This window comes from Alteromonas sp. G4i13, from assembly GCF_054960505.1.
Window position 1 is genome coordinate 52971 of the sequence record NZ_JBHNYX010000023.1, and the last position, 12893, is coordinate 65863.

A 12893-nucleotide genomic window follows, 5' to 3' on the forward strand; every position below is an offset into this window, starting at 1 on the left:
GCGATTTCACTACGCGTTGCGCGCAATAGCTTTAGGTTGAACCGCACTTTTTAACGTTTTATTTGCCGTGATGTCTTCCACTGTAAAGCCGTATCTTATAAGTACTTCATCTGTGACATCGACTAGGTGAGAGCACGCTGCAATACTCCACATTTTCTTCTCTAGCTCACGGGCCCGGTGCATGGCGTACATGGTGACGTAATTGATTTCCGTTTGCAGCATGGTCATGTCTGGCTTGCCAGTTGTGGTTAGCATGACATGAATAGCTACGAACTGGCCGCGAACCATAGCTTCTCTAATAAACGCTCGGCGCTGCTCGTTATTTTCGAATTTATCGGAATAGCGAGGAATGATCGCCATTCGCGGCTCTTTTTGTGATGCATCGAATGAGATAAATAATTCCTGTCGCAACGGCATATTTTCAAGCTTAACGGCCTTAATGCCACTTTGTACAAAAGGTATATCTTGTTTTCTGTCTCTAAAGAGAAACTCTAAATTCACTTGCCCACGTTCGGCGTATTGCGTGGTTAGGGTGGTTATGCGTTCGTCCTGCTTTCCGACAATACAAGCCTGTGGAGTGTAGCGAACACCTTCCTTACTCATTAAGAAGGATAGGGAAGTAGCGTTTCGCGCATTAATACAACGAAGCGCCTGTCCCATGCCTGGTACTTCTTCTTCGTCGTTCTCTACTTTAAGGCTGCCTTTGTTCTTTTTAATCAGTTCTTCAAAGAAGTTTCTAGCACTTTTGCCTTCGTCGCCCGGCATAGTTTTTAAATGAAGAATGTTCTTGTCGACGTTGTGATAAATGATTTCGTATTGCAAATGCATGACATCAAAGGAACTGGCAATTTCTTGCAGACGAGGGAAGGCGACTTCTACTTTGCCCTCTAAATTACCTTTATATTCTTTGCTCAACTCTATACGAAGTCCAAGTCCATGCACCGAAATATCTTCGCTGATCCCTTTGTGCACCAGTTCTTCATTATTGAAGCGAGCTTCAATTTGGGTTCTCAGCTGATAGCGACTTTCAATGCGTTGCTCTTCATATTTAAACCTGACAACCTGAACATTCGAAGGAGCGCGATTGCGCGGATGCCCAAAATTTCGCAGATGAGAGAGGTTTTCTCGATTAAACTTAAACTCGTTGTAGGTCTCTTGCCCTGTTACTGAGGTTACATCGGTTACGTGTGCCAAGAATCGCAGGTTTTTCAGCTTTGACATTAGTCGAGCCGATGGCGGAGTGTTCAGTTTTTTAACTTTATTACCTACAGAATCCGGAATGGAAAGCGGAATATGGGCCTGCTCAGGGTCAACCTCTGTTAAGGTTATTTTAAATACCCGCCAACTCGCTTTTTTAGAGCCAAACCCTAAAAATACTCGGGTTAGTACGTCTTTTTGCAAGAGTTCCTCGTAAGACGCTGAGTAAAAGTAGACCTTGTCGTTCTGCAAATGAGTAAAACTAAATACGAAAATCTCTCTTACTTCTTCTGACTTCTGCAATACGCGCATAAGCCTTTCCTGGGTGAGTAAGAAGTTCAATCGACAGTTATCGTCTTCGTCTTGCCAATACTGCACGGTTTCGCGGTTCACTTCGTTAACCATAGCAAACCGGGGAACCAGCGTTTTATTAATGACGTCTATATACACCGGCAGCGTGGGGCTACGCGGCGAAAAGTACTGCTCACAAATCTTACTGGTAATCGCCTCAATCGTATTGCTCATATTAACTTTATATCGGCGTTTATTGCCGTGTATAAAGCTTTCTAAGAATTTGTCGAATGCGGGGCTTGGCTTTTCTTTATCTCGTTGCAAGGCAAGATAGTTAACATCGTTTTTAGTTATTATCTTTACGAGCTTATATGCAATGCCATTCTTTTTGTCCATGGCAAATTCATTCTCTAAGCCCCTAAAGAATATAAACAGCGTTTCTCCTTTTTTGAAAAACGCGTCTTTAGAGAGTTTTACCTGTAAGCCTTCAAGAGATATATCAACACTCAAACCGCGCATTGATTGATTGGCGCTATTAAATAATTCTACCGCCACAGCGAAGTTCATGCGTTCAGTGTTGCGCTGTCTGTAATCAAGCAGGTTTACGGTAGGAACTTTAAACTGCTCCAATACTGCTGAGCGCTTTTTGAGTTCAGGATTTTCTTTATCAGCGCGTTCTTGTGCGAGTTCTTTTTCGCGCATTAAGCGAAAGTTGTTTTCGGTGTTTTGTACCGCTTCGTAAACACCGTAAGTATATCGGCCAAATACCCTCAACTGCTCTTCAAACTTGTCAACAGCGACGTCATCCATGTAATGGCTACGTCCTTCGTGTACATATTTATTGCACTTTCCGTCAACATGACCACGCAAGTCTATGGTGCGCATACAGGGTTTGGCTAGGCGTTTCACTTCCATTTTGATGAGGAAGCGCTTTTCTTTCGGCACATCAGATGCAGTTTGAAGCAATACCTGGTTAAACTCAGGCTCATTAACCATGGGCTTTAGCTGTTCAATAATATCAGCATATTGCTTTAAATCTTGACTCATGAATGCGCAACTTTGTTGTTTAGTATCATTATTTTAGTTGTTATCGGCAAATCAGCAAAACTCATTAACCCGTAAAATCGTTATACTTTTGTACCAGTTTTACTGGAGGAGAACTGACCTTAGGTTTGTGCTTAATTCACCGTTGTTAAGTGTTAGAATACTCTTTTTAAGCAATGGATAAAACTGGAATATGGCAAAACGTAAAACTGCTTACGTGTGTTCTGACTGCGGTGCAGAGTTCCCTCGCTGGCAAGGTCAATGTTCAGAGTGTAAAGCGTGGAATACGATAAGTGAGTTTGTGGTTGCAAGTGCCAAAAGTGTCGCACGCCAAACCACGTCAGGCTATGCTGGGCAAACCGCTGCCAAAATTGAGACATTAAATGCAATAGATCTCGAATCACTACCGCGTTTCTCGTCAACATTTAAAGAGCTAGATAGAGTGTTAGGGGGCGGAATAGTCCCTGGGGCAGCTATGTTAATTGGTGGATCGCCAGGAGCGGGTAAGAGTACGCTTCTGCTTCAAGTAATGTGTCAGATGGCAAAAAGTGAAACCGCGCTTTATGTCACGGGGGAAGAGTCGCTTCAGCAAGTCGCCATGCGAGCAAAGCGCTTAAATCTACCTGACGACAAGCTGATGATGTTAGCCGAAACAAACGTGGAAACTATCTGCGATTTAGCCCTTACGAAAAAGCCTAAAATTATGGTTATCGACTCTATTCAGGTGATGCACGTGTCAGACGTTCAGTCTGCGCCAGGCAGTGTGTCGCAAGTACGAGAAAGCGCGGCGTATTTAACACGCTTTGCCAAGCAAAATCATATTGCTATGTTCATTGTTGGCCATGTAACAAAAGACGGTAACTTGGCGGGTCCGAAAGTTCTTGAGCACTGTATCGACAGCTCTATGATGCTGGAAGGAGAAAGTGATGGTCGCTACCGTACGCTTCGAAGTCATAAAAACCGCTTTGGTGCGGTAAATGAGCTCGGCGTGTTTGCCATGACAGAAAAAGGCCTTAAAGAGGTAAGCAACCCATCGGCCATATTCTTAAGTCGAGGTGACAATGAAACGCCAGGGTCTAGCGTTATGGTTATCTGGGAGGGCACCCGCCCGTTACTTGTAGAAATACAGGCGTTGGTAGACTATTCACAGATGTCGAACCCAAGGCGAATCGCTGTAGGGTTGGATCAGAACCGTTTGTCGATGCTGCTCGCGGTTTTGCATCGCCATGGCAATGTGCAAATGAACGATCAAGACGTTTTTGTCAACGTGGTAGGCGGTGTAAGAGTATCAGAGACCAGTGCAGACTTAGCCTTATTATTGGCCATGATTTCAAGCTTTAGAAATCGCTCGCTGCCCAGAGATTTAATTGTATTCGGCGAAGTCGGGCTAGCCGGCGAGATTCGCCCGGTTCCTAACGGAACGGAACGCATTATCGAAGCAGCGAAACATGGTTTTAAGCGGGCGATCGTGCCAAAAGCCAATGCGCCTAAGCAAGCCATTAATGGTATGAAAGTGGTGCCGGTAGCGCGCTTATCTGAGGCGTTAGACGCGCTTGAGTAATGCGGAAGGCTCAACATTTAAGTAAAGTGTTGACGGTGCCTGTTAAATTGAAAGGCCTATTAAATGGGCCTTTCCTGCATTAAACGAGTGAAACGCGTTTTTTAAAGGTTAATGTGGCGCCTGATAAACCGCATCAACTAATGCATTCAGGTCTTTCTCTTCAATACTGGCGTCGTCGCTGTTTAAAGTAATTAAACGGCGAAGGGCGCTAATGCTGTCTACATCCATTCGCTCAACTTTACAGCCTAATGAAACCCGTTCTTTTCTACTGTCGGCATGACGATACAACTGCGAAATAGAAAGGGTTATTACAGGACTGTCTTCATTTGCTTGGAAGGTAGCAGTGTAAGGGTCGTGACTGTCAAAAGGTAAGTGTGACAACGCCGTTTCGGTAGCTTGAAGTTTAATGCCTTGAAGCGATACGTCGCTGACTACCACATCAATACTAACGTCATTGTGTGCCAGTGTGCCATTTACATTCAGTGACACCCGTTGAAATTGGCGCTTATCCGTCATTTTTCAAATACCCAGTTATCATTAACGCTGTTATATCAGTCCGCGTAGATAATTGCCCACTGAGTGGGTAATGACCTATGCGGACTGGTATTAGTATTGGCTAATTTGCGTGGGTTCGCAATGAAAAGCGAACAAATAAAAAAGCCGCTATCAGCGATAGCGGCTTTAGGCGTAAAGCAGAGATACAGATCTTACATCTCTGAATTTGTGTTATTTAGACATACGCTTATATTTAAGGCGGTGCGGTTCAACCACATCTTGTCCAAATTCTTGCTTCAACCAGCTTTCGTAGTCTGAGTAGTTACCTTCGAAGAAGTTGATGTTACCTTCATCGCGGTAATCCATAATGTGTGTTGCTACACGGTCTAGGAACCAACGGTCGTGCGAGATAACCATGGCACAGCCTGGGAACTCCAACAACGCGTTTTCCAAGGCGCGAAGTGTTTCTACGTCTAGGTCGTTGGTTGGCTCATCCAGTAGCAATACGTTACCGCCTGCTTTAAGCAGTTTCGCAAGGTGAACACGGTTACGCTCACCACCTGACAAGTCTTTGATGAACTTCTGCTGGTCGGTGCCTTTAAAGTTAAAACGGCTGCAGTAGGCGCGGCTGTTAATTTCAAAGTTACCAATGCGAATGATATCTTGTTCGTCAGAAATTTCTTTCCACACGGTATTGTTTTCGTTCATGTGGTCGCGGAACTGTTCTACCGCAGCAATTTGAACGGTTTCACCTAAATCGATGGTGCCTGAATCAGGTTGCTCAGCACCGGTAAGCATTCTGAACAAGGTTGATTTACCAGCGCCGTTAGGGCCTACGATACCTACAATGGCACCCTTTGGTACTTTAAACGTTAAGTCGTCGATAAGTACGCGATCGCCATACGACTTTTTAAGGTTGCTTACTTCAATAACCTTGTCACCTAAGCGTTCACCTGGTGGAATGAAAAGCTCATTGGTTTCATTACGCTTTTGGTAATCGCTGGTAGATAGTTCTTCAAAGCGGGCCATACGAGCTTTACTTTTAGCATGACGACCTTTCGGGTTTGAGCGTACCCACTCAAGTTCCTGTTTCATGCTCTTCATACGCGCCGTTTCGGTACGCTCTTCTTGCTCAAGTCGGTTTTCTTTTTGCTCCAACCAAGAAGAGTAGTTACCTTCCCACGGAATACCTTCACCACGGTCAAGTTCTAAAATCCAACCTGCAACGTTATCAAGGAAGTATCTATCGTGGGTAATAGCGACTACCGTACCTTCATAATCGTGAAGGAAACGCTCTAGCCATGCGACTGATTCTGCGTCTAAGTGGTTAGTGGGTTCGTCTAGAAGCAACATTTCAGGCTTTTCTAGAAGTAGGCGGCACAGCGCTACACGGCGGCGTTCACCACCAGATAGTTTACTAACGTCCGCATCCCACGCTGGAAGGCGAAGGGCATCAGCAGCACGCTCTAATGCATTTTCTAAGTTGTGGCCATCTTTGGCTTGAATAATGGCTTCTAGCTCACCTTGCTCTTTTGCAAGGGCGTCAAAATCAGCGTCTGCTTCTGCATAAGCTGCATATACTTCATCTAGGCGAGTTAATGCGTGTTTAACGTCGGCTACGGCTTCTTCTATATTGCCGCGAACATCTTTTGTTTCATCAAGCTGAGGCTCTTGTGGAAGGTAGCCCACTTTTAAGCCCGGTTGAGGACGCGCTTCACCTTCGATGTCGGTATCTACGCCGGCCATAATGCGAAGTAAGGTAGATTTACCTGCACCGTTTAGACCTAGCACACCAATTTTGGCGCCTGGGAAAAAGCTAAGTGAGATATTTTTTAGAATGTGTCTATTAGGTGGGACGATTTTGCCCACGCGATGCATACTGTAAACGTATTGCGCCATGCTCTATCCTCGCTGAATAAGCGGTGAAAAATAAAAAAGTGATTGTGGTCTATTCTACTCGTAACAGGGTAGTTTGTGCCAGTTACTTACGCTTAGTGTATTTGTGCTTGGCGATATTTTAATCACTCATGCCAAAAAGATCGATTTATGCATCGGTTGGCGAGTTGATTTAAGGTAAACTTGTTTTTATAAGCATGAGTAAACATGGGCTTTAGGGTGAGCTAGCAAACAGCAATAAAGAACCCAAAGCGATAGACTCAACACTATTCATATCTCTGAACAGGTAATTATGATGACCGCTATGAGTAAACGCACATACAGTCTGGAAGAGCTTGCCAAACATGTAAGTGGGGAAGTGCAGGGCGATGGAAACATTACTATCTCTGCAGTAGGTACGTTATCTGGTGCAGCATCGCACCAAATTTCGTTTCTGACCAATCCTAAATACAAGCCGCAGTTAAAAGATACTCAGGCTGGTGCGGTAATTCTGCACAAAAACTTAAAAGATGATAGCCCAGTTCCAGCGTTGGTTGTAGCAAACCCTCATGCAGCGTTCGCCCTCATCGCTCAGTTGTTTGATACTACCCCTGCGGTAGCGACAGGTATTGCTGAGTCAGCGGTAATTGCGCCATCTGCCCGCATCGGCAGTGATGTATCGCTAGGCCACAATGTAATCATTGAAGAGAACGTGGTTTTAGGCGATAGAGTTACTGTAGGCGCGAATACGGTTATTCGTAGAGGCACCCATATTGGTGAAGGCTGTACTATTCACCCGAACGTAACTATCTATCATGACGTAGTAATTGGTAAGCGCGTGACAATTCATAGCCAAACGGTGATTGGTGCGGCAGGCTTTGGTTATGCAAACGATAAAGGCGTTTGGATCCCTATTCCACAAACAGGGTCGGTTCGCATTGGTGACGACAGTCAGATTGGCGCAAGCAGCAGCATTGACCGCGGCGCCATGGAAGATACGATTTTAGGCACTAACGTTATTATCGATAACCAAGTACAAATTGGCCACAACTGTATTATTGGTGATCACTCTTGTATTTGCGGCGCTACAGGTATTGCTGGTAGCTGTCATATCGGCAAGCACGTTATTATCGGTGGTGGAGTGGGCATTAATGGCCATATTAGCATTTGCGATAATGTTCAGGTGACTGGCTATACCATGATTGTACAAGATATCACTGAACCGGGTGTTTATTCTTCTGGCCAGCCAGCACAAACCAACCGTGACTGGCGCAAAAATACGGTTCGCCTTGCCAAAATTGGTAGTTTATTTGACCGTGTTAAAGCCCTGGAAAAACAGGTCTGATCTCGCGCTGGCGCAGGTATTTCGTTAAACCTGCGCCATTTATATTAATTTGGTCACAAAGCGGTATACAAGCCCCCGAAAATGACTAGAATATGGCTCGAATTTGAGCAATCAGTGCGTAACGCCATATAAAAACCGCAGTTAAGGAGCCCCCATGTTTTCTCGCGAAATGAATATAGCCGACTTCGATCCTGAATTAGCCGATGCAATGTCTAAAGAGGTTGAGCGTCAAGAACATCACATAGAGCTAATTGCCTCTGAGAACTACTGTAGCCCACGTGTAATGGAAGCACAGGGTTCGCAGCTTACTAACAAGTACGCGGAAGGCTACCCAGGCAAGCGTTACTACGGTGGTTGTGAGCACGTAGACGTTGTTGAACAACTTGCTATCGATCGTGCAAAAGCACTATTCGGTGCAGACTACGCGAACGTTCAACCGCACGCTGGTTCACAAGCTAACTCTGCCGTATTCATGGCACTACTTGACGCAGGCGATACGGTATTGGGAATGAGCCTTTCTGAAGGTGGTCACCTTACTCACGGTTCACACGTAAACTTCTCTGGTAAAACCTACAATGCTGTTCAGTATGGTCTGAACAAAGAAACCGGTGAAATCGATTACGCTCAGGTTGAGGCACTTGCTAAAGAGCACAAGCCGAAAATGATTATCGGTGGTTTCTCTGCGTATTCTGGCATTGTTGATTGGGCAAAATTCCGTGAAATCGCTGATAGCGTTGGCGCTTACTTGCTCGTAGATATGGCGCACGTAGCAGGACTTGTAGCAGCGGGCGTTTATCCAAACCCGCTTCCTCACGCTCACGTGGTAACAACGACTACTCATAAAACCCTTGCTGGCCCACGTAGTGGTTTAATCCTTTCTTCATGCGGCGATGAAGCGATTTACAAAAAGCTAAACAGCTCTGTATTCCCAGGCAACCAAGGTGGCCCTCTTTGCCACGTGATCGCAGCTAAAGCGGTTGCATTCAAAGAAGCACTACAGCCAGAATTTAAAGTGTATCAGCAGCAGGTTGTTGCAAATGCGAAAGCTATGGTTTCTGTAATGCAAGAGCGCGGTTATAACATCGTTTCTGGCGGTACTGACAACCACTTGTTCCTTCTTGACCTTATCGACAAGGACATTACCGGTAAAGATGCTGACGCAGCACTTGGTGCCGCAAATATTACGGTAAACAAAAACTCAGTGCCAAATGACCCGCGTTCACCATTTGTAACCAGCGGTCTTCGTATTGGTAGCCCAGCGATTACTCGCCGTGGTTTCAAAGAAGAACAAGCTAAGCAAGTTGCAACATGGATTTGCGACATTCTAGATAACATGGGCGATGAGTCTGTTATCAAACGTGTTCAAGACGAAGTGGTTGCACTTTGCGCACAATTCCCTGTTTATAAATAAATAGGTTTGTGTTTTATTGCGTACTTTGGTACTAATGCTGGACTAACTAGTCTAGGTTCAATTTAGATATCTAAGTACGCAATATTTAAGGATTATTCATGTTTTGCCCGTTTTGTTCAGAACAAGAAACAAAAGTCATTGATTCTCGTTTGGTTGCAGAAGGGCAACAGGTGCGTAGACGCCGTGAATGTATGGTGTGTCACGAGCGCTTCACGACCTTTGAAAGTGCCGAACTCGTGATGCCTCGCGTTATTAAACGCGATGGTTCTCGTGAACCGTTTAACGAAGATAAACTTCGTGCAGGCTTGCAACGCGCACTCGAAAAGCGCCCTGTGAGCACAGAAAAAGTTGAACAATGTATCCTCTCACTTAAGTCACAGTTGCGCGCAACCGGTGAACGCGAAGTGAGCAGTGAATTGCTCGGCAACCTAATTATGAAAGCCCTCAAAGAACTCGATAAAGTTGCTTATGTCCGGTTCGCCTCCGTTTATCGCTCTTTCGAAGATATTCGTGAATTCGGAGAAGAGATTGCACGATTAGGAGATTAAGTCGGCGACCTCTCAAACATCAGACACTTAGGGCTACAACAGGAATCCAAGTGAACCACGATACGGTTAAAAACGATTATTTTTGGATGGCAAAAGCCATTCAGCTTGCCCAACAAGGGCGTTTTACCACTTCTCCTAACCCTCGCGTAGGCTGTGTAATTGTTGACGAAAACAATCAATTGCTCGGTCAGGGATATCACATTCAAGCTGGTACACCCCATGCCGAAGTGCATGCATTAAGACAAGCATCTAACGCACGTCCGCAGGGCGCAAAGGGCGCGACGGCATACGTTACACTTGAACCTTGTAGTCATTTTGGTCGCACACCGCCTTGCGCTGTTGCCTTGGTAGAAGCAAAGGTAGCGCGTGTTGTTATTGCTATGACCGACCCGAATCCAAACGTATGCGGTAACGGTATTAGCATTCTGCAGGAAGCAGGCATCGAAGTGGTAAGCGAAGTGATGGCTGCTGAGGCCGCAGCGCTAAACCCTGGGTTTATTAAACGCATGCTTACCGGTAGGCCCTTTGTTCGCGTGAAATTAGGCATTAGCCTAGATGGAAAAATAGCCCTTCAAAATGGGGTAAGTCAGTGGATTACTGGTGCAGAAGCAAGGCGGGATGTGCAACAGTATCGTGCACAAAGTTGCGTAGTATTGACGGGTTCGGGTACGGTACAAGCTGATAATCCTAGCCTCTTAGTTCGTGAAAAAGAGGCTCAGTTTGAAAAGTATCCACTAGATCATATCCGCCAGCCAGCACGTGTGGTTGTAGATAGCAAAAGTAAGCTTAGTAGAGACTACACACTTTTTAACGACGGCAATATTACGTTCACGGCGACGTCACAGGCTCACCCAGACACCGCTACTCAGCACTATCTCCAACTGGACGAAAAAGACGGTAAACTCAATTTACATTCACTTATGTCAGCACTAGGCGATAAGCAATATAATGAAGTGTGGGTGGAAGCAGGCCCAGGCCTTACCGGTGCATTATTGCAAGAAGGGCTGGTGGATGAACTTATTTGCTACCAAGCGCCTAAGCTTTTAGGTGATAAGGGAGTCAGTATGGTTAATTTACCCGCGTTCACGTCGCTAAATGAATGTATTTCGCTTTCGCTTATTGAAAATCGTCAAGTGGGTAACGATATTAAGCTTATCTTCCGTCCTGATGTTAGCAACACCCGTGGTTAACGCGATTAAAGAGGAACTTTATGTTTACAGGAATTATTCAAGCGCTAGGTACAATCAAGAAGCTTGATAACCGTGGCAACGATATTCGACTTACCGTTTCATCGCCTACGCTTGATATGTCTGATGTCGCACTCGGCGACAGTATTGCGACCAATGGTGTTTGTTTAACAGTTACTGATATGGGCCCCGATTATTATTGTGCAGATGTGTCGGCAGAGACCATCAAATTAACGGGCTTTGCACATTACAGCGCAGGCTCTACGGTGAATCTTGAGAAAGCGATGCGTCCAAGCGACCGTTTAGGCGGACATATCGTTTCCGGTCACGTTGATGGTGTAGGCGAGGTTACACAAATCATTAAGCACTCAGACTACGTAGAGTTCTGGGTAAAAGCGCCAGAAGCCTTGGCTAAATATATTGCGCATAAAGGCAGTATCACCGTTGATGGTATCAGCTTAACTGTTAACGAAGTTAATGGCGCAGAATTTATGCTTTGGATCATTCCTCATACATTGCAAGAAACCATTATGGGAAGCTATAAAGTGGGCACAGCGGTGAACCTAGAGGTTGATGTTATTGCGCGCTATTTAGAGCGATTGATGCTGGGCGACAAAGCTGCCGAGCCAAAAAGCAAAGGCATTGACATGGCATTTCTTGCCGAGAACGGATTTTTAAGAAAATAACCCTACAAGAAGCACACAACATGGCATTTAACACTACACAAGAAATTATTGAAGACATTCGCCAAGGTAAAATGGTTATCTTGATGGATGACGAAGACAGGGAAAATGAAGGCGATTTGATAATGGCGGCAGAGCATGTGACGCCTGAAGCCATTAACTTTATGGTAACCCACGCTCGCGGTTTAGTGTGTTTACCAATGACGCAAGAGCGCTGTCGCACCCTGAATCTTCCGCTTATGGTGGATAAAAACGAAGCACAGTTTTCTACCAACTTCACTGTGTCTATTGAAGCGGCAACCGGCGTGACTACAGGCATTTCGGCGGCAGATCGCGCAACAACCATTAAAGCTGCTGTAGCGAAAGACGCGAAAGCGACAGACATTGTACAGCCGGGTCATATTTTTCCGCTAATTGCTAAAGACGGTGGCGTGTTAAACCGCGCAGGTCACACTGAAGCTGGTGTAGATTTACCGCGTTTGGCAGGGTTAGAGCCTGCTGGGGTTATTGTAGAAATCCTCAATGAAGACGGCACGATGGCCCGTCGTCCAGAACTAGAAAAGTTTGCTGAAAAACATAATCTTAAAATCGGCACCATTGCTGATTTAATTGAATATCGCAATCTCAACGAAACCACCATTCAAAAGGTCGCTCAATGCAATATGCCAACCGAGTATGGTGACTTCGAGCTTCACACGTTTAAAGACAGCATCGACAACCAACTTCATTTCGCACTTAAAAAAGGCGAAATTAAAGAAGATGAGCCGACACTTGTACGTGTACATCTTCACAATACGTTTAGTGATCTTCTTGGGTCTACCCGCGGTATTCATCGCTCAATGACGCTTGCAGATGGCATGCGCAAAATTTCAGAAGACGGTGGCGTATTGGTGCTATTAGGTAAAGAAGAGCATATTGAAAGTCAGGTACGCCGCTTTGCCGCAGAAGACCGAGGCGAACGTCCCACTGGCGCTGACTGGCAGGGATCGTCACGCACTATTGGTGTAGGCAGTCAAATTCTAGCATCAATGGGCGTACACAAAATGCGTCTTCTTAGTAAGCCAATTAAATATCACGCACTTTCAGGTTACGGCCTTGAAGTAGTGGAGTACGTGCACGACTAGTACTTAGCTGTAGGGCGGAGCTAAAGTGGATAGGGTTTGCGACCAGCACTCCCTTCCCACATTGAGTCAAGCTAACGTACCCGTTTACGAATAGTTGAAGTTAAAGAAACAATCGATTTAGTTTGGGCGCAG

Annotated in this window: 10 protein-coding genes; 7 read left to right on the plus strand and 3 right to left on the minus strand. The window is 45.4% G+C overall.

What is annotated here, in order from left to right; all coding sequences use genetic code 11:
- Positions 1 to 9 precede the first annotated feature (9 nt).
- A complete protein-coding gene (locus tag ACFI6J_RS12710; protein ID WP_278345506.1) occupies positions 10 to 2535 on the minus strand; it encodes a PilZ domain-containing protein in 2526 nt (841 codons plus the stop codon).
- A 190-nt stretch (positions 2536 to 2725) separates the two neighbouring features.
- On the opposite strand from ACFI6J_RS12710, the gene radA reads away from it, so the two are divergent.
- Complete coding sequence (gene radA / locus ACFI6J_RS12715; protein WP_014950096.1) at positions 2726 to 4093, plus strand: DNA repair protein RadA; 1368 nt, start codon at positions 2726 to 2728, stop codon at positions 4091 to 4093.
- 108 nt (positions 4094 to 4201) lie between these two features.
- On the opposite strand, the gene ACFI6J_RS12720 is transcribed toward radA, so the two are convergent.
- The gene (locus tag ACFI6J_RS12720; protein WP_014950095.1) at positions 4202 to 4609 is read right to left on the minus strand and encodes a PilZ domain-containing protein; all 408 of its coding nucleotides are present in this window, start codon (positions 4607 to 4609) and stop codon (positions 4202 to 4204) included.
- Positions 4610 to 4819: 210 nt separating this feature from the next.
- Positions 4820 to 6487, minus strand: a complete 1668-nt coding sequence (ettA, locus tag ACFI6J_RS12725) for an energy-dependent translational throttle protein EttA (RefSeq protein ID WP_014950094.1) — start codon at positions 6485 to 6487, stop codon at positions 4820 to 4822.
- Positions 6488 to 6779: 292 nt separating this feature from the next.
- On the opposite strand from ettA, the gene lpxD reads away from it, so the two are divergent.
- From lpxD to ribBA, 6 genes are all read left to right on the plus strand, one after another.
- Positions 6780 to 7808 (plus strand): UDP-3-O-(3-hydroxymyristoyl)glucosamine N-acyltransferase, encoded by a 1029-nt coding sequence (gene lpxD, locus ACFI6J_RS12730; protein WP_014979776.1) that lies wholly within the window; start codon positions 6780 to 6782, stop codon positions 7806 to 7808.
- A 154-nt stretch (positions 7809 to 7962) separates the two neighbouring features.
- On the plus strand, positions 7963 to 9219 hold the full coding sequence (glyA, locus tag ACFI6J_RS12735; protein WP_014950092.1) for a serine hydroxymethyltransferase: 1257 nt from the start codon (positions 7963 to 7965) through the stop codon (positions 9217 to 9219).
- A 98-nt stretch (positions 9220 to 9317) separates the two neighbouring features.
- Positions 9318 to 9767, plus strand: coding sequence for a transcriptional regulator NrdR (nrdR, locus tag ACFI6J_RS12740; RefSeq protein WP_012517538.1), 450 nt, complete (start codon positions 9318 to 9320; stop codon positions 9765 to 9767).
- A 50-nt stretch (positions 9768 to 9817) separates the two neighbouring features.
- The gene (ribD, locus tag ACFI6J_RS12745; RefSeq protein WP_462586191.1) at positions 9818 to 10957 is read left to right on the plus strand and encodes a bifunctional diaminohydroxyphosphoribosylaminopyrimidine deaminase/5-amino-6-(5-phosphoribosylamino)uracil reductase RibD; all 1140 of its coding nucleotides are present in this window, start codon (positions 9818 to 9820) and stop codon (positions 10955 to 10957) included.
- Positions 10958 to 10977: 20 nt separating this feature from the next.
- Positions 10978 to 11640, plus strand: coding sequence for a riboflavin synthase (locus tag ACFI6J_RS12750; protein WP_014950090.1), 663 nt, complete (start codon positions 10978 to 10980; stop codon positions 11638 to 11640).
- Between the two features lie 20 nt (positions 11641 to 11660).
- Positions 11661 to 12761 carry a bifunctional 3,4-dihydroxy-2-butanone-4-phosphate synthase/GTP cyclohydrolase II gene (ribBA, locus tag ACFI6J_RS12755; protein WP_014950089.1) on the plus strand — a complete coding sequence of 367 codons (1101 nt, stop codon included), beginning with the start codon at positions 11661 to 11663 and terminating at the stop codon, positions 12759 to 12761.
- Positions 12762 to 12893: the final 132 nt, after the last annotated feature.